This is a genomic window from Aliiruegeria sabulilitoris (assembly GCF_001558155.1).
In the GTDB taxonomy this organism is placed as follows: domain Bacteria; phylum Pseudomonadota; class Alphaproteobacteria; order Rhodobacterales; family Rhodobacteraceae; genus Tropicimonas; species Tropicimonas sabulilitoris.
Genome location: NZ_LOAS01000010.1, coordinates 80251 through 99615, shown reverse-complemented (window position 1 = coordinate 99615; position 19365 = coordinate 80251). Strand labels below are relative to the sequence as shown.

Annotated in this window: 15 protein-coding genes; 13 read left to right on the top strand and 2 right to left on the bottom strand. The window is 64.0% G+C overall.

Going from position 1 to position 19365, the window contains the following annotated elements:
- Positions 1-85 precede the first annotated feature (85 nt).
- From AX756_RS10455 to folE2, 3 genes are all read left to right on the top strand, one after another.
- The gene (locus tag AX756_RS10455; RefSeq protein ID WP_068310806.1) at positions 86-949 is read left to right on the top strand and encodes a helix-turn-helix domain-containing protein; all 864 of its coding nucleotides are present in this window, start codon (positions 86-88) and stop codon (positions 947-949) included.
- Between the two features lie 52 nt (positions 950-1001).
- Entirely contained in the window at positions 1002-1736 is a 735-nt protein-coding gene (locus AX756_RS10450) for a glutamine amidotransferase (RefSeq protein WP_068310804.1), read from the top strand.
- A 129-nt stretch (positions 1737-1865) separates the two neighbouring features.
- Positions 1866-2969, top strand: a complete 1104-nt coding sequence (folE2, locus tag AX756_RS10445) for a GTP cyclohydrolase FolE2 (RefSeq protein WP_068310802.1) — start codon at positions 1866-1868, stop codon at positions 2967-2969.
- 6 nt (positions 2970-2975) lie between these two features.
- On the opposite strand, the gene AX756_RS25605 is transcribed toward folE2, so the two are convergent.
- Positions 2976-3668: a helix-turn-helix transcriptional regulator gene (locus AX756_RS25605; RefSeq protein ID WP_068310800.1), complete on the bottom strand. Its 693-nt coding sequence runs from the start codon at positions 3666-3668 to the stop codon at positions 2976-2978.
- 371 nt (positions 3669-4039) lie between these two features.
- On the opposite strand from AX756_RS25605, the gene AX756_RS10435 reads away from it, so the two are divergent.
- Positions 4040-5488, top strand: a complete 1449-nt coding sequence (locus AX756_RS10435) for a TrkH family potassium uptake protein (protein ID WP_068310797.1) — start codon at positions 4040-4042, stop codon at positions 5486-5488.
- Positions 5489-5552: 64 nt separating this feature from the next.
- Here AX756_RS10435 and AX756_RS10430 read toward each other — a convergent pair whose 3' ends face one another.
- Positions 5553-7328 carry a serine protease gene (locus tag AX756_RS10430; protein ID WP_068310795.1) on the bottom strand — a complete coding sequence of 592 codons (1776 nt, stop codon included), beginning with the start codon at positions 7326-7328 and terminating at the stop codon, positions 5553-5555.
- 302 nt (positions 7329-7630) lie between these two features.
- On the opposite strand from AX756_RS10430, the gene AX756_RS10425 reads away from it, so the two are divergent.
- The 9 genes from AX756_RS10425 to glmM all read left to right on the top strand — a co-directional run bounded on the left by AX756_RS10425 (position 7631) and on the right by glmM (position 19357).
- Positions 7631-8557, top strand: a complete 927-nt coding sequence (locus AX756_RS10425) for a glycine--tRNA ligase subunit alpha (RefSeq protein ID WP_068310793.1) — start codon at positions 7631-7633, stop codon at positions 8555-8557.
- Positions 8558-8577: 20 nt separating this feature from the next.
- Entirely contained in the window at positions 8578-9045 is a 468-nt protein-coding gene (locus AX756_RS10420) for a DUF6446 family protein (protein ID WP_068310791.1), read from the top strand.
- The gene (gene gltS / locus AX756_RS10415; RefSeq protein ID WP_068310790.1) at positions 9042-10256 is read left to right on the top strand and encodes a sodium/glutamate symporter; all 1215 of its coding nucleotides are present in this window, start codon (positions 9042-9044) and stop codon (positions 10254-10256) included. The genes AX756_RS10420 and gltS overlap by 4 nt, the downstream gene beginning before the upstream one ends.
- 10 nt (positions 10257-10266) lie before the next feature.
- A complete protein-coding gene (glyS, locus tag AX756_RS10410) occupies positions 10267-12414 on the top strand; it encodes a glycine--tRNA ligase subunit beta (RefSeq protein WP_068310787.1) in 2148 nt (715 codons plus the stop codon).
- 57 nt (positions 12415-12471) lie between these two features.
- A complete protein-coding gene (locus AX756_RS10405; RefSeq protein ID WP_231701028.1) occupies positions 12472-15051 on the top strand; it encodes a putative PEP-binding protein in 2580 nt (859 codons plus the stop codon).
- Between the two features lie 266 nt (positions 15052-15317).
- Positions 15318-15926, top strand: coding sequence for a cell wall hydrolase (locus AX756_RS10400; protein ID WP_231701027.1), 609 nt, complete (start codon positions 15318-15320; stop codon positions 15924-15926).
- Between the two features lie 120 nt (positions 15927-16046).
- Positions 16047-16961: a dihydroneopterin aldolase gene (locus tag AX756_RS10395; RefSeq protein ID WP_068310785.1), complete on the top strand. Its 915-nt coding sequence runs from the start codon at positions 16047-16049 to the stop codon at positions 16959-16961.
- 30 nt (positions 16962-16991) lie between these two features.
- Positions 16992-18017: a dihydropteroate synthase gene (folP, locus tag AX756_RS10390; protein ID WP_068310783.1), complete on the top strand. Its 1026-nt coding sequence runs from the start codon at positions 16992-16994 to the stop codon at positions 18015-18017.
- A complete protein-coding gene (gene glmM / locus AX756_RS10385) occupies positions 18014-19357 on the top strand; it encodes a phosphoglucosamine mutase (protein WP_068310781.1) in 1344 nt (447 codons plus the stop codon). Before folP ends, glmM begins: the two co-directional genes overlap by 4 nt.
- The last annotated feature ends 8 nt before the right edge of the window (positions 19358-19365 follow it).

Sequence of the window (19365 nt, the reverse complement as noted above, 5' to 3'; positions counted from 1 at the left end):
ATCTCTGTATCGCGCTGTTTGGCGCTGTTGAAAATCCGGCGAATACTCTTGCTTTTTTCTGCATTGGTGAGAAAAGTCTACAGTTATGACAAATATGGATAAGCGTGATCGCGCGGTTATGTTTCGCGAGAGGCTGGCTGCGCAGATGGCGGCTTCGGGGATGAACCGCAGTTCTTTGGCGCGCGCCACGGGTGTGGACCGTTCCACCGTGGCCCAGATCCTGGCTGAAGGGACGGCGCGTCTGCCAAATGCGCATCTGGCTGCGGAATGCGCCCGCGCGCTCGGGGTTTCCTCGGACTGGCTGCTGGGGCTGACGGATCGGCCCGAACGGCCCGGCGATGTGCTGGCCGCGGCGATGACAATGACCGAGGCTGCGCGCTCATCGGCCGATGCGCAGCTTCACGAGTGGCACCGGGAGGCCGCCGGTTCCAAGATCCGCCACGTTCCGGCGACGCTACCGGATGTGCTCAAGACCGAGGCGCTGCTGAGCTGGGAATACAGCCGGTTTCTTGGCAAGACACCTGAACAGGCGATCGGCGCCACGCAAGACCGGTTCGGCCTTCTGGGCGAGCAGATGTCGGATTACGAGATCGCCGTGTCAACGGGCGAGCTGCGCGCCTTTGCCAGCGGGACTGGCTATTATCAGGGGCTCGATGCCGCGATACGGCGCGAGCAGCTCGATTACCTGATCGAAGCCACGCGGGATATTTATCCAGCGCTGCGGTTGTTCCTGTTCGATGCGCGGCGCGTCTTCAGCGCGCCGGTCTCCGTGTTCGGCTCCTTCCTGGGCGTGGTTTATGTCGGGCGGTTCTACCTGGCTTTCCGCTCGCGCGATCGGGTTCGCTTGCTGGCCGAGCATTTCGACAATCTCGTCCGGGAGGCGGAAATCGGCGACAGGGCGGTTTCCGGCTGGCTGACGAAGCTGCGCGACGAGGCCGAGATGGCTTGACCTCCTCGGAGGCATCGCGGCAGATGCACCAATGCCAATAGGACCCCGCCCAATGAAGCCATTCCTGATCCTGCAATTGCGTCCCGAACCGGAAGCCTCGGACAATGAATTCGATGCCTTCGTCGAAAAGGGGGGGCTGCGGCTGGAGGAGACACGGCGGATCCGGCTGGAGCGGGAGGAGATCCCGGCCGATCTCGACCTGACCGATTATGCCGGCGTTATCGTCGGCGGCGGGCCGGGATGCGTGTCGGATCCTGACGAGAGCAAGCCCGCGATCGAGAAGCATATCGAGGAGGAGATCCTCGGCCTGATGCCGCAGATCACCGAACAGGATATCCCCTTCATGGGGTGTTGCTATGGGATCGGGATCCTGGCGCATCATCTGGGCGCAAAGGTTTCCAAGGAGCGCTATGGCGAGCCGGTGGGCGCGGTGCCCTGCAGCGTGACCGCCGAGGGTCGGGCCGATCCGGTTCTGGCGGGCCTGCCGGAGCGGTTCGAGGCGCTGGTCGGGCACAAGGAGGCGGTGCAGGAGCTTCCGCCGGGCTGTGTGCAGCTACTGCATTCCGAGCCCTGTCCGTTCCAGATGATCCGCCACGGGCAGAATGTCTATGCCACGCAATTCCACCCGGAGGCCGATGGCGCGGTCTTCGCGCTGCGCATCGCCATCTACAAGGACAAGGGCTACTTCCCGCCCGAGGAGGCCGAGGTGCTGACCCGGGCCGTTCTTGCCTCCCAGACCGAGCTTGCCCCACGCATCCTGCGCAATTTCGTCGAGAGATATCGGTGATTTTTCGCGCCCGAGCGTTCGACCTCCACGCCAGCGACACTATCTAGAGCCAAACGGGCGCTGGACATGGCCCGGAAGCGGCGCAAGGTTGACACCTGTCCGCTTAAACTGGACACCGGAGGGGATGTTATGAACCGCCCAATGACTGCACCTGACCGAGAACCCAATCGCAACGAAGCGAAACGTGCGCTGGAACTTCTGCGCAAATGGGCGGATTCGGCCTCCGAGGACGAGCTTGTCGACCTCGACCCGCTGGTGGCGCGGCTGCGGCCGCAGGGGGCGCCGAATTCCTATCCGGCGCTGAGCCGCCTCTACCCGTCCGATTTCCGGGTGGACGAGGTCTACAAGGCGGGCATGCCAGACCTTCAGAACGGCCCCGAGAGCCTGATCAGGGGCGCAAAGCGGCAGATCCAGCATGTCGGCATCTCCAATTTCCGCCTGCCGATCCGGTTCCACCGCCGCGAAGGGGCGGAGCTGGCGCTCGACACCTCGGTCACCGGCACCGTCAGCCTCGATGCGGAGAAGAAGGGCATCAACATGTCCCGCATCATGCGCAGCTTCTATGCCTCGGCGGAACGGACCTTCAGCTTCGAGGTGATCGAGGATGCGCTGGAAAGCTACAAGCGCGATCTGGAAAGTTTCGACGCCCGGATAATGATGCGCTTCTCCTTCCCGATGATGGTGGACTCGCTGCGCTCGGGGCTGAGGGGGTATCAGTATTACAACATGGCTCTGGAGATGGTCGAACAGGCGGGACGCCGACTCAAGGTGATGCATCTCGACTATGTCTATTCCTCCACCTGCCCATGTTCGCTGGAACTGGCCGAACATGCTCGCAAGACGCGTGGCCAGATGGCGACGCCGCATTCGCAGCGCTCCGTGGCGCGACTGTCGATGGTGGTGGACCCGTCGGCCTCCTGCCTGTGGTTCGAGGATCTGGTGGAGATGTGCCGCAGGGCGGTGCCGACCGAGACGCAGGTAATGGTAAAGCGCGAGGACGAGCAGGCCTTTGCCGAGCTGAACGCGGCCAACCCGATCTTTGTCGAGGATGCCGCGCGGCTCTTTGCCGAGCAACTCCATGCCGACCCGCGCGTGGGCGATTTCCGCGTGGTGGCCAGCCATCAGGAGAGCCTTCACAGCCACGACGCCGTCAGTGTTCTGACCGAGGGCGAGACATTTTCCGGAGCCAGCCTGGAGCCGCATCTTTTTGCCAGCCTCGTGCACGGAGGCTGAGCTCAGTCAGCCTCGACGTTTCCCGAACAGCTTCTGCGCCGCCTCGGCGCGGTTGCGCACGCCGAGCTTGCGATAGGCCGATTTGGTGTAATCGGCGACGGTATTTGGCGAGAGGTCGAGCTTTCGAGCGCATTCCTTGCGCGAATCTCCCGTCCCGATCAGCTCGATGATTTCTCTTTCGCGGGGCGTCAGAAGGCTGAACCCGTCGGCATCGGTATGGGACAATTCTTCGAAACGGCGATGCAGAAGCAGGCAGAAACCGCGGATATCTGCCAGTTGATCAAACATTTCGGCCTCAAACCGCTTCCGGTCCAGAGGGGTGCCGATATTGAAGCCGCCGAATCGCGGTGAGCCGTCCAGCCGGGTCGGGATGCCGAAGCCAGTCCGAAATCCGACCTTTTCGGCGGCTAGAATGAGTGCGCGGGCTTCCTCCGGCAGGTAGTCATGGGTCTGCAGGTACCCCACGCCCGTGCGCGTGGCCTCATAACTTGCACAGCAATATTCCAGGAAAGGGTCGCGGGCAGGATCTGCGGTTTCGTAGATCTGCGGGATGTTTGTCCTAAGATCGACCGTGCTACGTTCCGCGTTGGTCAAGATATAGATGACATGCGGAAAACCGGCGGCGGCGAAACTCTCGATAGCGCCAGCCCACAGACCCTCCGCTGTTGCCTCGCGTTCCAGCAAGGCCGCACGTTCCATCAACACCGACAGCCCCCCCTTTTGGGGGGATATTCGTCGCCCCCCCGCACTTGTACTTTCCACACATACCCGGGGCGGTCCCGGGCAATTTAAACCGGTTTTAATTCTAACGAGTTCAGCCGACCAGTACGAAATACTTTTTTCAATTCAGGCGCGTGGTCTGAACGGGTTCTGTTTCCATGTCCCCTCGGAACTGCCTGTCCGGCCCATGAGCCCGCGGGGCCGCAACGTAGAGATCTGCTCATCCTCCCGTCAGGTGGATGGCAGGCAAAAACGATGACCGGCTGCGGTGAGTGAGTGGCACCTCGGTCGGTCATCGTTACATTGCCAGGTGTTGACAGCCGCGTGAAGGCACGCCAACCCTTGCCGCCATGTTCGACTATCGCCCCGTAGGATACGTCATTGGCTTGCTTGTCGCCGCGCTCGGGGCGGTCATGCTGCTGCCGATGCTGGCCGACCTGATTTCAGGTAATGAGCACTGGTTCGTGTTCCTGGTCTCGTCACTCGTGACGATGCTTGTGGGCGGCCTGATTGCACTTGCCTGCCAGAACGGGATCGAGGCGGGGTTGACGATCCGGCAGACCTTCGTGCTGACAACCGGTGTCTGGGTGATGCTGCCGGTCTTCGGGGCCATTCCCTTCGTGCTGGGCGAGACACAGGCCAGTTACACCGATGCCTTCTTCGAAGCGATGTCCGGGCTGACCACGACCGGTTCGACCGTCTTTACCGGGCTCGATCACCTGCCCGAGGGCCTGCTGCTGTGGCGCGGGCTCATGCAATGGCTTGGCGGTATCGGCATCATCGTCGTGGCGATGGTGTTCCTGCCTGAACTTCGGGTCGGGGGAATGCAGATCTTTCGCTCCGAAGCCTTCGACACCTTTGGCAAGATCCTGCCGCGAGCCGGACAGATCGCCAGCCAGATCTCGGTGATCTATTTCCTGCTCACGGCAGTCTGTGCACTGGTCTATGGCAGCCTTGGCATGGAGCCGCTGGATGCGGTCACGCATGCCATGACCACGATCGCCACCGGTGGTTTCGCAAATTACGACGCCTCCTTTGGAGCGTTTGGCGCCGGGGCCGAATATGCGGCCACGACGTTCATGATCCTCGCCGGATTGCCCTTCGTGCGCTACGTCCAGATGGTGGCGGGAAGCTGGCAGGCACCCCTGCGGGACCCGCAGGTGCGCGCTTTCGTCGGTATTCTGGGGACGGCGGCGTTGCTGATGGTTCTCTGGCAGGTATCGCAGAGCGGGCGTGACTGGGAGCCGGCGATCCGCAAGAGCCTGTTCAACGTGGCGTCGATCATCACCGGAACTGGTTATGCCAGCGAGGATTACATGCTCTGGGGCGCCTTCCCGGTGACCCTCTTCTTCTTTGTCGGTCTGGTCGGCGGGTGCGCGGGCTCGACCGCCTGCTCGGTCAAGGTCTTTCGCTACCAGCTCCTGTTCGGCGCGATCATGACCCAGGTGAAGGCGCTGCATTCGCCGCGTGGCATGTTCCCGCTGCGCTACGACGGGCGCGTGGTCTCGGAGGACGTGCTGAACTCCGTGATGTCCTTCTTCGTGATGTTCACGGTGACGCTGGGCGCGCTCTCGGCCGCGCTGGCGCTCACAGGGCTGGATTTCATCACCTCGGTGTCTGGCGCAGGGGCGGCGCTGGGAAATATCGGTCCGGGGCTGGGGCCCATTATCGGGCCGGCCGGCAATTTCGCAGATCTGAACACGTCCGCGAAATGGCTCCTCTCGGCGGGAATGCTGATCGGGCGGCTGGAGCTGCTCGTGGTCTTTGCCCTTTTCACGGTGAATTTCTGGCGCCGGTGAGGGCAGGGACGGGGAGCCGGGATTCGGTCGCGCGTCGATCCCGGCCCCGTCAGAGCGTTCTTCCTCAGTTCCAGCAGCTGATCCGCACTGTCACGTCGCCGGCAAGCGTCACCAGGTCTTCGGGGGCGAGCGATTTTCCGTCCTCGGCGGCACGCGGGGACAGGCCCGACTGGCCGAGGAAATCGGCAATGGCAGGCACGTCGACGGCAAAATTCACCTCCGGGGGGAGCTGTTTGTCACCCGCGTCGCCGCGCGCCCTGAGCATGCCCAGTACGGCACCGGTCGTGTCGAAGACGGGGCCACCCGCATCGCCGGGAAGAGCCTTCAGCGCGAGGCGCTCGACGAATTCCTCGCCCTGCAGGCCGCGAATGTCGGCCAGCGTGCCAAAGGTCAGCACGGGCAGGTCCAGGATGTCCTCATAGGAGAAACCGGCCAGCGTGACCTCGGAATTCAGCCGCGGCACCGAGCCCTGGAATTCGGCCACGGCGAGCGGGCGCAGGGACTGGCGCGGGGTCAGGAGGGCAAGCCCGAGCGCATCGTCGCGTGCTGTTACGTCGGCCTCGATCTCCTCGCCGATGGTGATGCGCGCGCACTGGCCCAACACATCGGTCGTTGTCAGGACCTTGCCGGTTTCATCGATGTAGAAACCGCTGCGCGACCGCTCCGGACGGCGGATTTCGAGGCCCGCCATCAGGTCGATACGCTGATCGGTGCCGTCTCCCGAGAGCGCGTTGTCCGGCAGAACGATGCCATCCAGGGGCGAGAAGCTCGCCTGCATCGTCTTGACGACGCGCTCCATCACTCGCGCGTCACCGCCGGACTTCCAGGTGACCGTGAAACCCTTCACTGCGCCGTCCTTGAGCGCGGCATAGCTGTAGGAATTCAGTTCGGGCGATTGCCCGGTCAGCACGAAGCTCTGCTTCTTGCGTTCCCGGAAACCCTCGGTGGGCACCACTTCGAGCGTCTGCATGATGTCGTAAAGGCCGAACAGCGTTGCCTCGTCGCCCGACTGGCTGATCAGGATCACCCGGACCTCGTCCGCGTCGGCGCTGTCGTAATGCACGAAAGGTGCCTCGGCGCGGGAATACTCGACCTTGCCGGTGGGCAGGATCATTTCGATGCCGGCGGCATCGTCGCGCACCGAAGCCAGCCCGAGATCGGTGAAGGCGGAGCGGTAATCCTCGACCAGTTGGGCCCGCTGGTTGGTGGTCAGAATGCCGGTCACGTCATAGCCCCTGGCCTCCTGCCAGGCGGCCATTGCGCGCCGCGTTCCGGCGCCGAAGGAGCCGTCGATCGCCGCATCGTAGAACCCTTCCCATTGCAGGCTTTCCTGCAGCAATTTGCGTTGCTCGCCATCAAGCCCGCGTTCGCTGGCGCGGGCCTCGCGCGGGGTCTCGTCGGGGATATAGGCGGGCGGAACCGGTTCCAGCGTCAAGGGCTGATCCGTCTGATCAGGCTGGGCGAGCGGCGACAGGAGCGTGGTCTGCGGGGTGGCCAGCAGCGAATTCGCGCCAACGGGCCAGAATTGCTGCTCGTATTGGTTGCTGAAGGCGATGTAGCTGTCCTGCGGAATCAGGCGGCCACGCTTGAGCGCGGTCAATTCCGCGCGCGCTGCATCCGGTGTATAGGGGCCAAGGGCAATGGCATACCAACGGCCGCCAACCCGGAAACCGGACACGTTGGGAAAGCTGGCGGCGTAGCTGCGCGCGCGCCCCTCGCCTTCGGCCAAGGTCCGCAGGGCTTCAATCTGGATCCAGGCGCTTCCCTGTTCCTGCGCGTGCGCGGTGGAGGAAAACCCCGAAAGAACGAGGGAAAATACAAGAACAAGAAAGGTCTTCACTGCGTCGTCCTCAAATAACTCTGCACCTTGACGGTGCCGACTGGATGTTTCGGGGCAAAATAGCAGAGCGGCGGCGCGGTGCACTTCAATTTTGCCGGAGGTCGGTATGCGTGGCGCAGTTGCATCGAAGGGGTCACGGTTGCGGGGCTGCCACCGGCAGGGGCTACAAAGGCGTCGGTTTCCCGGCAAACCGGCCCGGATGAGCAGGGCGCTTCATTGACCCCAATGCCCCGCAAGCCTATTGAGACGCGAAATCATGACGCGCCGCGCGCGCGACCACGAAAAGAGACCGGGACATCGCAATGACCGAGACGAGCCGACCGACCTGTTTCCAGGAGGTGATCCTGCGGCTTCAGAATTACTGGGCCGACAAGGGCTGCGCCGTGCTGCAACCCTATGACATGGAAGTGGGGGCAGGGACCTTTCACCCAGCCACGACGCTGCGCGCGCTCGGCTCCAACCCCTGGGCCGCCGCCTATGTGCAGCCCTCACGCCGGCCCACCGACGGCCGCTACGGCGAGAACCCAAACCGGCTCCAGCATTACTACCAGTACCAGGTGCTGATCAAACCGAGCCCGCCGGACCTGCAGGCGCTCTATCTCGGCTCGCTGCAAGCCATCGGCATCGACATGGGTCTGCACGATATCCGCTTCGTCGAGGATGACTGGGAAAGCCCGACATTGGGCGCCTGGGGGCTTGGCTGGGAGGTCTGGTGCGATGGGATGGAAGTCAGCCAGTTCACTTATTTCCAGCAGGTCGGCGGGCATGATTGCAAGCCGGTCTCGGGCGAGCTGACCTATGGCCTGGAGCGGCTGGCGATGTATGTGCTGGGCGTCGACCACGTGATGGACATGCCCTTCAACCGCCCCGACGCGCCGATCCCGCTCACCTATGGCGATGTGTTCCGGCAGACCGAGGGCGAGTATTCCCGCTGGAATTTCGACGTTGCCAATACCGATGTGCTGCTCAAGCAGTTCGAAGAGGCCGAGGAGCATTGCGACTTCATCCTGACGCATCCGGAGGTCGACCCGAAGACCGGCAAGCGCATCGTCATGGCGCACCCGGCCTATGACCAATGCATCAAGGCCTCGCACCTGTTCAACCTGCTCGATGCGCGTGGTGTGATTTCGGTTACCGAGCGGCAGGCCTATATCGGCCGTGTTCGGGCGCTGGCCAAGAAATGCGCCGATGCCTTCGTGCAGACCGAGGCCGGTGGCTGGACGGCGTGAACCCGTAGGGAGCTGAAGCGATGAGCGGCAAGATCATTGGAGGCGGAATCGTGGTACTCGCGCTGATTGCGGGCATCGCGATCTATTACCTTCAGCTCTATTACTACTACGACGAGGTCGACATCTCGGCCGAACAGGTCACGCTGACTCTGCTCGAAGGGCCGGCCGATCCGATCGTTGCCGACAACCTTCAGGTCATCGACGCGTCCTCCTCGCCGATCCGCTACCGCGCCTGTTTCACCACGCCCCAATCGCTCGCGATGCTGAGCGAGACCTACGAGATGTACGAGGGTGCCGAGCCGCTCACGGCCCCGCATTGGTTCGACTGTTTCGACGCGGTGGAAGTGGGCAAGGCGTTGGAAGAAGGACGCGCGCTGGCCTTTCTCGGACAGAAAAATATCGCCCATGGCGTGGATCGCGTCGTGGCCGTTATGGAGGATGGGCGCGGCTTCGTCTGGCACCAAGTCAATGAGGAGATCAAGAAATGACTCCGGAAGTTTTTGAAGTCCATGCGTTCGTCTCCGTAACGGTAGCCTTTCTGGTCTATATCATGGGGGCCAAGCTGACCCGGAATGTCGCTTTTCTTCGCGATTTCAACATTCCGGAACCGGTCTCGGGCGGTCTTCTGGTGGCGGTTGCCACCATGCTGACCTTCCTTTTTTTCGACGTGGCGATTTCTTTCGATCTCGCGGCGCGCGACTATTTCCTTCTCGTTTTCTTCACGGGGATTGGCCTCAACGCTCGCATCTCGGATCTGGTGAAGGGCGGGCTGCCGCTGGCGATCCTGCTCGGGCTCACCATCATCTACGTGATCCTTCAGAACATCATCGGCGTGGCTGGCGCGCGGCTCTTCTCGCTGCCGCCGGAGTTTTCGGTGCTGCTCAGCTCGGCGGCGTTGATCGGCGGGCATGGCACGGTCATCGCCTGGACACCGCGCATCGAGGAGATGACCGGGGGCGCGGCAGGCGTGAGCGAGCTGGGCGTGGCCGTGGCCACGATCGGCCTTGTCTGCGCGGCGCTGATCGGCGGACCGATCGCGAAATACCTGATCAACCGCTGGCGGCTGGAGCCGGATCGCCCGGACGAGGAGCCCACGGTTGGTGTATCGTTCGAGGACGAGGCGACGGAGAGCATCAACCACCTCAGCTTCATGCGGGTCATGCTCTGGGTTCATGTGACGATCGCCGTCGGCTATTCGCTCTGGGAAACGCTGGACCATTATGGCATCGGCCTGCCGCCTTTCGTGCCCTGCCTGCTGGCCGGGATCGTGCTCGGCAACCTCGTCCCGGCGATCCTGCCGCGCGTGGTCGAGGTGCGCCGCACGCCGACGCTTGCCATGATCTCCGATTTCTCGCTCGGCACTTTCCTTGCCATGTCGCTGATGTCGCTCCAGCTCTGGACGCTGCAGGGAATGGGGCTGGTGCTGCTCGTGGTGATGACGGCGCAGACGGCCCTGTCCATCGTCTTCGCCATCTACGTGCTCTTTCCGGCCATGGGGCGCGGCTACCGCGCCGCCGTTCTGGCCGCCGGTTTCGGCGGTGTGACGCTCGGCGCCACGCCGACCGCCATCGCCAACATGACCGCCGTGACCAAGCGCTACGGGCCGTCGCCCATGGCCTTTGTCATCCTGCCGCTTGTCTCGGCCTTTTTCGTGGACATCGTGAACTCCTTCGCGATCCAGTTCTTCCTTCCGCTCTGAGGACCCCGCAATGCCCGATCTGCTGATCGAACTCTTTTCCGAAGAAATCCCCGCCCGGATGCAGGCGCGCGCTGGCGCGGACCTGCAAAAACTTGTGACCGACGGGCTGGTCGATGCGGGCCTCACCTATGCCTCCGCGCAGGCCTTCACCACGCCGCGTCGGCTGGCGTTGACGGTCGCGGGGCTGCTCGCGACAAGCCCGACCGTGACCGAGGAGCGCAAGGGCCCGCGGACGGACGCGCCGGAAAAGGCGCTGGCGGGGTTTCTCCGCTCGACCGGGCTGACCAAGGACCAGCTGGAAGCGCGGGACGACAAGAAGGGGCAGGTTTGGTTCGCCAAGATCACGAAGGAAGGCCGCCCGGCAGCCGAGATCGTGGCCGAAGTGCTCGAAGCCACGATCCGCAACTTTCCCTGGCCGAAATCCATGCGTTGGGGCGCGGGGTCCTTGCGTTGGGTGCGGCCGCTGCATTCGATCCTGTGTATCCTGAGCGACGAGGCAGGGGCTGAAGTGGTGCCGCTGGACGTGGACGGGATGGCCGCCGGCAACATGACCCGCGGGCACCGTTTCCTCGCGCCCGAGCCCTTTGCGGTGACCGGCTTCGAGGATTATGCGGCCAAGCTCAAGCGCGCCAACGTTGTGCTGGACCCGGCCGAGCGGGCCGAGACGATCTGGCATGACGCGACCAACATGGCCTTTGCGCAAGGGCTGGAAGTGGTCGAGGATAGGGGGCTGCTGGCCGAGGTGTCGGGGCTGGTGGAATGGCCCGTGGTGCTGATGGGCGATATCGCCAATGATTTCCTCGGCCTGCCGCCGGAAGTGCTCAAGACCTCGATGAAAGAGCACCAGAAATTCTTCTCCGTCCGCAACCCGAGAACGACCCGGATCGAGAAATTCGTCACCGTCGCCAACATGGTGACCGCCGATGACGGCGCGACGATCCTTGCGGGCAACCAGAAGGTGCTGTTCGCGCGCCTGTCGGATGCCAAGTTCTTCTGGGAGAACGACCTGCGCGTGGCGCAGAAGGAACAGATGGCGCCGTGGCTGGAGAGCCTCGACAACGTGACGTTCCACAACAAGCTCGGCAGCCAGAAGGCGCGGATCGACCGTATCGCGGCGCTGGCGAAGGAAATCGCTCCGCTGGTCGGCGCCGATCCGGAGGCCGCCGAGAAGGCCGCGCAGGTGGCCAAGGCGGACCTTTCCTCCGAGATGGTTTACGAGTTCCCCGAGCTTCAGGGCATCATGGGCCGCTACTATGCCGAGGCCGCGGGCCTGAGCGCGGAGATCGCTGCCGCCGCCGAGGAGCATTACTCGCCGCTTGGGCCGTCCGATGACGTGCCCACCGCGCCGATCTCCGTCGCGGTGGCGCTGGCGGACAAGCTGGACACGCTGACCGGCTTCTGGGCGATTGACGAGAAGCCGACCGGCTCGAAGGACCCGTTTGCGCTGCGCCGGGCGGCGTTGGGGGTGATCAGGTTGCTGCTTTCTGCCGAGACGCGCACCACTCTCAAGCCTCTTGTATCGAAGGTGCAGGAACTCTTGGCTCCAGGCGTTGAACACATCGCGTTGGGAATAGGAGACCAAACACTGTTTGAAAATGCGCGGCGCGATGGCCTAGCTGACAGTCTTGTTCCTTCCGACGTCCTCTCCTTCTTCCACGACCGTCTCAAGGTCCACCTGCGCGACGAGGGCATCCGCCACGATGTTATCGATGCGTGCCTTGCCATGCCGGGTAATGACGACCTCGTGCTGCTGGTGAAGCGGGCCGAGGCGCTGGCGGATTTCCTCAAATCCGAGGATGGCGAGAACCTGTTGCAGGGCTTCAAGCGAGCCAACAACATCCTGACCCAGGCCGAGGAAGCCGATGGGGTTTCCTACGAATACGGGCCGGACCGGAAATTCGCCGAGACGGACGAGGAAAAGGCGCTGTTCGACGCGCTCGATTCGGCGGAAGGTGCGATCTCCTCGGCCATCGAAGCCGAGGATTTCGCGTCGGCCATGGCAAGCATGGCCTCCCTGCGCGCCCCGATCGACGCGTTTTTCGATGCCGTTCAGGTGAACACCGAAAATAATATCGTGCGGCGCAACCGGCTCAACCTGTTGCACCGTATCCGGGAAACCTGCCTGAAGGCGGCGGATCTGACGCGGATCGAAGGTTAACGGCACGCGGGGCATTTGCGCGAACACAACTCTCGCATATCGTGCGGGGGATCCGTTATGGAAGGGAGCAGCTCCGTGCTGATGACCGGCGAGACCAAGGACTTCACGTTGATCACGCCGAGTGCGGAGATCTCGGAGCAAAGCCATGGCGGGCGGGCGAAATGCCTGCAGCGGCTGATCCGGCTCGACATTCCGACACCGCGTACCGTGGCGCTCTCCTTTGACGCCGTGCATCGCATCGCCGAGGGCGAGCGACCGGATACGGCGCGGTTGCTGTCGGCCTTTGGCCGCACGCCGCTGGTTTCGGTGCGCCCCTCGAGCGAGGACCCCGATTGGGGCGGACCGGGGGCGATCCTCAATATCGGCATGAATGACGAGCGGCGGGCGGAGCTTGCAACGCGTCTCGGTCAGGAGGCGGCCGACCGGCTCTACCTGCGGTTCATCACGGCCTATGCCAATGACGTGGCGCGGCTCGACCCGGAGCCCTTCGAGGAAGCGGCAGAGGCGGACGATCCGGTGGCGGCGGCATTGGCCGCATACGACGCCGAGGCCGACATGCCCTTTCCGCAGGAGCCGGCCAAGCAGCTTGCCGGTGTGCTGCGCTCGATGGCGCGGGCCTGGGAGGGGGTGAGCGCGCGGCTCTTGCGGCAGGCGCGCGGGGCGCCGGTGGATGCCGGGCTCGGGCTGGTCGTGCAGGACATGGCGCATGGGCTCGGCCCGGGCGAGAGCGGATCGGGCGTGATCCGCATGATCGACAAGGTGACGGGCGACCCGCAGGTGACCGGGCGCTACAAGCGCAAGTCGCCTGAGATGCGCGCGATGGGGCGCAAGGGCAAGGAGTTGTACCTGGCGACCGACCCGCGTGGCACGTCGATGCAGGACGAGGCGCCGGAGCTGTTTGCCAAGCTGGTCGATATCGCGGATCGCTGCCGCAACAGGCTGCGCGAGGAGATGGAGATCAAGTTCACCGTGGCCGAAGGGAACCTGCAGGTTCTGGACGCGGTCAAGGTGCAGCGGAGCGCGCGGGCCGATGTAAAGATCGCCGTGGCGCTGGCCGAGGACGGCATCATCTCGCCGCGCGAGGCTCTGCTCAGGGTGGAGCCGAAATCGCTCACCGAGCTGCTGCACACGCAGGTGGATCCGGAAGCAAAACGCGACGTGATCCTGAAGGGGATCGCCGCCTCGCCCGGCGGCGCCACGGGGCAGCTGGTTTTCACCTCGCGCGCGGCACAGACTTCGGCCAGCCACGAGATCCCCTGTATCCTGGTCCGCCGGGAGACGACGCCGGAGGATATTCGCGGCATGCATGCCGCCCAGGGCATCATCACCGAGCGCGGGGGGATGACCAGCCACGCGGCGGTGATCGCGCGCGGCCTTGGCCTGCCTTGCATCGTGGGGGCGAACAAGCTGACGATATCCATGCGCAAGAAGACGGTGACCACGGCGGATGGGCGCGTCTTCCACGAAGGCGACCTGGTGACGGTCGACGGCACGGCCGGCGAGGCGCTGGCCGGCGCCGTGCCGATGCTGGAGCCCGCGCTCGACACCGCCTTCCGCACGCTGATGGGCTGGGCCGACGAGGTGCGCGATATCGGCATCCGCGCCAATGCGGACACACCGGACGACGCGCATATGGCGCATACCTTCGCCGCGGACGGGATCGGTTTGTGCCGGACGGAGCATATGTTCTTCGAGCCGGCGCGGCTGTCGGTCATGCGCGAGATGATCTTTACCGATAGCGAGACCGACCGGCAGGCCGCGCTCGAGCAATTGCTGCCGATGCAGCGCGAGGATTTCGTGGAGCTGTTCCGGATCATGGCCGGGCTGCCGGTCTGTATTCGCCTGTTCGACCCGCCGCTGCATGAATTCCTGCCATCGGACCGCGAAGGGATGATGGGGCTGGCGGAATCGATGGACCTGCCGCTCAGCGACGTCACCCGGCGGGTGGAATCGCTTTCCGAGTTCAACCCGATGTTGGGGATGCGCGGCGTGCGCCTCGGGGTGACGGTGCCCGAGATCTACGACATGCAGGTGCGCGCGATCTTCGAGGCGACGGTTGAAGCCAGCCGGCAGGCGGGCAAGGCGGTGGTGCCCGAGATCATGATCCCGCTGGTCTCGGCCAAGCGCGAGGTGGAGTTGGTCAAGAGCCGGATCGACGCCGTGGCCGCGGCCGTGCGTGTCGAATACGGGGTTGCCTTCGACTACCGGCTGGGCGTGATGGTGGAGACGCCACGTGCGGCGCTCAGGGCGGGCGAGATCGCGGCCCACGCGGCCTTTCTCAGCTTTGGCACCAATGACCTGACCCAGATGACCTATGGGCTGTCGCGCGACGATGCCGGGCGCTTCATGGGCACCTATGTCAGCAATGGTGTCTTCCACGAGGACCCGTTCCATACGCTCGACAAGGAGGGCGTGGGAGAGCTGCTTCTGCTGGGGGCGGAGCGTGGTCGGGCGGCCCGGCCAGAAGTGGTTTTATCGGTCTGCGGAGAACATGGCGGCGACCCCGACACGATCGATTTCTGCCGCCAGGCGGGATTCGATTATGTCTCCTGTTCCCCGTTCCGGGTGCCCGTTGCGCGACTCGCTGCGGCACATCTGGCGTTGAAGTCGTCGAGTCCCCGCGAGTCAGATCATTGAAAAAGCGCGGAAATCTGCCGGTGGTCGGCGGGTTTCTGCTCAAAAACACCGAAAATTCGTTGCCAATTTGCTCCGCTGAGCCTGCCGGGGCGATTCTTGTGATTCGCAGCATTTACTTCTGACAAGACGATTTGTTATCGCCGCCGACGGCTGGGTGCGGTCTTGCGCATCGCTGGTGGGATGATCTGATGTTGCGTGTGCGCAATCTGTTCTTGTCTGTTTTGACGTGCCTGTGCTTGGGCGTTCCGGCTTCGGCCGAGATGTTCATGTCGAGCTCCAATTACACCGGCGAGGAGGATGGCGCGCTGCGGCTGGAAGGCTTGATGGGGATGGAGAACCGCGTTCTCAACTCCCTCAGCGACGAGCATCTGGGCTTGCTCAGCCCGCGAAGCTCGATCCGGGCCAAGGCTCGGCCAAAGGAATTCCAGACGGTCTCCTACACGAAGAAATGGCTGGACAAGCAAGAGACCGTTGAGGGAAGCGCAGAGTGGCGCTGCCTGTCCGAAGCGCTCTATTTCGAGGCGCGCGGTGAAAGCGTGAAGGGTCAGTTCGCGGTTGCCGAAGTGATCCTGAACCGGGTGAAAAGCTCGCTCTATCCCGATACGGTTTGCGGCGTGATCCACCAGGGCACCGGCAAGAAATACCAGTGCCAGTTCACCTATACCTGTGACGGTAACCCGGAGAAGATCTCCGAGCCCAAGGCTTTCGAGCGGGTGGGCAAGGTTGCACGCCTCATGCTGTCAGGAGCGCCCAAGGTTCTGACCGGCGGTGCCACACATTACCACACAGTTTCGGTCCGGCCGTCCTGGGCGCGGAAATTCGCGCGCACGGCGTCGATCGGCGTGCACCATTTCTACAAGCATCCGCGGTCGTGAACCCGGAAACGGCCGGAACCGGGCCCTTGATGGCCTCGGAACCGAAAGAACGGTCGCCCCGGGCGGCCTTTCTGTCGTTTGAGGCGTGGCTTTCGCCGTCAGGCATGGCATGAAGCTGGCATGACCTCTGAACTCTCGCTTGCCTTTGCCCACCCCGAGGACCGTGCCGCCGCGACCGCTCCCGCCGATGCCCCGCGCGACCGTATCGCGCTGCGCGACTATGTGCGCGCCGTCGAGATCGGTGCTTTCCAGGAGGAGCGCGGGATTGCGCAACGCCTGCGTTTCAATGTCGTGGTCGAGGTCGGTCGGGCATCGGCCCCGCTGGCCGACGATGTCGATCGTATCCTGAGCTATGACACGATCACCGAGGCTGTGGAGGGGGCGCTCTCCGAAGAGCGTCTGAGCCTTTTGGAGACGCTGGCCGAACGGATCGCCGAGCGCCTGTTGAAGGAACCGCGCGCGCGTCGCGTCTTTGTCCGGATCGAGAAGCTGGATCGCGGGCCGTTTTCGCTCGGGGTCGAAATAGAGCGTTCGCAGGCGCAGCTCGGTCCGGTCGAGCAGGCAGAGACGGGTTTTGCCCGGCCGCTCGTCGTGTTCCTGTCGAACGAAGCGATCGCCGATCCGCGCCTGCCCGGCTGGCTCGACAGCCTCGAGGCGCTGTCGTTGCCGGTGGTGCTGACGGTTGGGGCGCCGGAGACGCCTTGCCCCGCGGCTGGCTCCGCGATGCCGCAGCGGCGGATCGACCTGCTGGCGCTGGAGCAGAATGCCTGGGTGCTGGCCGCGCGCGACAGGCGCTGCATTGTCGTCGAGAGCCGGACCGAGATCACCCACGCCATTCACGCCGGGCGCATCGTCGTCTGGGCGCCATCCAAGATCGTTCTGGATTCGATTGACGGGCCCGACGTCGCCCCGCGCGATGCGGCGGGCCTGTCGGCCTGGTTCGCGGAAATCCTCAATGCCGAACGGTTGCTGGGGCTGGGGGCGGATGTCCCTGGTGGCGACACCCTGGCGCTTGCCGACAAGCTCGATCTGTAGCAAACGGGGCGCAACGGCGCAGGCATTTGCATGACAGAATATTACCGACCAATACCCGTCTTCGACGTGGCTCGTCCGAGAGAGGCCTTCCCTTTGGCCGGCGGCTGGACATGGTTCGACAAGGTCGAGCTGCTGCGTCGCGGCGCTCTGCCCCGGATCGTTCCGGCGAGCGAGCTGCCCGGAGAGGTCCTGAAGCGCCTGAGCGAACCGCGCGGCGCTCTGCCGGGGCTTGGAATGCAGCACCCGCGCATCATGGGCATCCTGAACGTGACACCGGACAGCTTTTCCGATGGTGGCCTGCATGATGCCCCCGCGGCCGCGCTTGCCCATGCCCGGGAGATGGCGAAAGAGGCCGACATCATCGATATCGGCGGCGAGTCGACCCGGCCCGGGGCAAAGGACGTGCCGGTCAACGAGGAGGTCCACCGCACGGCGCCGGTAATCGCCGCGATGCGTGCCACCGGAATCCCGACGCCGGTTTCCATCGACACCCGCAAGGCCGCGGTGGCGCAGGCGGCGCTCGACGCGGGCGCGGACATGGTCAATGACGTGTCGGGGCTTGGCTTCGATGCCGGCCTCGCACCGCTTGTCGCGGAACGCGGCGTGCCACTCTGCATCATGCATTCGGTGGCGACCCCGGCCACGATGCAGGACGATCCGACCTACGAGGACGTCTTGCTGGACGTCTATGATTTCCTGTCGGAACGGGTAGAGATCGCCGTATCGGCAGGCATTCCGCGTCAGCGGATCCTGGTCGATCCCGGCATCGGCTTCGGCAAGACTCTGGCGCATAATCTCGCGCTTCTGGCCCGGATTTCGCTGTTTCACGGGCTTGGCTGCCCGATCCTGCTCGGCGTGTCGCGCAAGCGCATGATCGGCAGTATCGGCCGCGCCGCCGTGGCGCGGGATCGTGTGCCGGGATCCATGGCGGCGGCACTTGCCGCAGTGGCGCAAGGCACGCAGATCCTGCGTGTGCACGATGTTGCGGAAACCGCGCAGGCGTTGCGACTGTTTATGGCTGTAAATTCTGGAATTATCCCCGAGGAGAAAAAATGAGCAGGAACCTTTTCGGCACCGATGGTGTGCGTGGAACGGCCAATGAGTTTCCGATGACTGCGGAAATGGCGCTCAAGCTGGGGGCGGCGGCGGGACGATATTTCCGCCAGGATCACTCCGCGGCGCACCGCGTCGTGATCGGCAAGGATACGCGCCTTTCGGGCTACATGTTCGAAACCGCCCTGACGGCGGGGCTGACATCGACGGGCATGAACGTGCTCCTTCTGGGGCCCGTGCCTACGCCGGCGGTCGGCTTTCTGACCACGTCGATGCGGGCCGATCTGGGCATCATGATCTCGGCCAGCCACAATCCGGCCTCCGACAACGGAATCAAGTTTTTCGGGCCAGACGGTTTCAAGCTCTCCGACGATGCGGAGGCCGAGATCGAGGCGCTTGTCGAAACCGGCGTGACCCCTTCCCAGTCGCAGCATATCGGTCGTGCGAGGCGGATCGACGATGGCCGTTTCCGGTATGTCGAACGCGCGAAGCAGAGCTTTCCCGATACGCTGACGCTCAACGGGTTGAAGGTTGTGATCGACTGCGCCAATGGCGCCGCCTATCGCACCGCGCCGCAGGTGCTGTGGGAATTGGGGGCGGAGACGATCGAGATCGGGGTGTCGCCCGATGGCTTGAACATCAACGATAACTGCGGATCCACCCATGTGGCGACCGCCGCCGCGGCGGTCGTGGAACATGGGGCGCATGTCGGGATCTGCCTCGATGGCGATGCCGACCGGGTGATGATCCTCGACGAGAACGGCAAGGTCGCCGATGGCGATCAGATCATGGCCCTGCTGGCGTCCCGCTGGGCCGTAAACGGCCGGCTGAAAGGCGGTGCCCTCGTTGCCACTGTGATGTCGAACCTGGGTCTGGAGCGCTACATGCAGGGGCAGGGGCTGACGCTTGAGCGCACGCCGGTGGGCGATCGCTACGTGGTGGAGCGCATGCGCAAGGGCGGCTGGAACCTTGGCGGAGAGCAGTCCGGTCACATCGTGATGACCGATTACGCAACGACAGGGGACGGGTTGATCGCGGCGCTGCAATTCCTTGCGGCGATGGCGGAAACCGGCCAGCCGGCCTCCGCGCTGGCGCAGAATTTCGAGACCGTCCCGCAATTGCTCAGGAATGTCCGGTACGAGAAAGGGTCCGTTCCGCTGGAGGCTGATGGTGTGAAGGCATCGATACGGAATGCGGAGGAACGGCTGCAAGGCAATGGCCGACTGCTCATCCGGAAATCCGGAACCGAACCGCTTATCCGGGTGATGGCGGAGAGCGAAGACCCGGTACTGATGGAAATGGTGGTCGATTCCATTGTCGAGGCGGTCGAGGCGGCCGTTTGATCCGCGCC

Excerpts from the sequence above, each read along its gene's own strand:
- AX756_RS10455 (WP_068310806.1), top strand. The coding sequence starts at position 86 with ATGACAAATATGGATAAGCGTGATCGCGCGGTTATGTTTCGCGAGAGG.
- AX756_RS10450 (WP_068310804.1), top strand. The coding sequence starts at position 1,002 with ATGAAGCCATTCCTGATCCTGCAATTGCGTCCCGAACCGGAAGCCTCG.
- folE2 (WP_068310802.1), top strand. The coding sequence starts at position 1,866 with ATGAACCGCCCAATGACTGCACCTGACCGAGAACCCAATCGCAACGAA.
- AX756_RS25605 (WP_068310800.1), bottom strand. The coding sequence starts at position 3,668 with ATGGAACGTGCGGCCTTGCTGGAACGCGAGGCAACAGCGGAGGGTCTG.
- AX756_RS10435 (WP_068310797.1), top strand. The coding sequence starts at position 4,040 with ATGTTCGACTATCGCCCCGTAGGATACGTCATTGGCTTGCTTGTCGCC.
- AX756_RS10425 (WP_068310793.1), top strand. The coding sequence starts at position 7,631 with ATGACCGAGACGAGCCGACCGACCTGTTTCCAGGAGGTGATCCTGCGG.
- AX756_RS10420 (WP_068310791.1), top strand. The coding sequence starts at position 8,578 with ATGAGCGGCAAGATCATTGGAGGCGGAATCGTGGTACTCGCGCTGATT.
- gltS (WP_068310790.1), top strand. The coding sequence starts at position 9,042 with ATGACTCCGGAAGTTTTTGAAGTCCATGCGTTCGTCTCCGTAACGGTA.
- glyS (WP_068310787.1), top strand. The coding sequence starts at position 10,267 with ATGCCCGATCTGCTGATCGAACTCTTTTCCGAAGAAATCCCCGCCCGG.
- AX756_RS10405 (WP_231701028.1), top strand. The coding sequence starts at position 12,472 with ATGGAAGGGAGCAGCTCCGTGCTGATGACCGGCGAGACCAAGGACTTC.
- AX756_RS10400 (WP_231701027.1), top strand. The coding sequence starts at position 15,318 with ATGTCGAGCTCCAATTACACCGGCGAGGAGGATGGCGCGCTGCGGCTG.
- AX756_RS10395 (WP_068310785.1), top strand. The coding sequence starts at position 16,047 with ATGACCTCTGAACTCTCGCTTGCCTTTGCCCACCCCGAGGACCGTGCC.
- folP (WP_068310783.1), top strand. The coding sequence starts at position 16,992 with ATGACAGAATATTACCGACCAATACCCGTCTTCGACGTGGCTCGTCCG.
- glmM (WP_068310781.1), top strand. The coding sequence starts at position 18,014 with ATGAGCAGGAACCTTTTCGGCACCGATGGTGTGCGTGGAACGGCCAAT.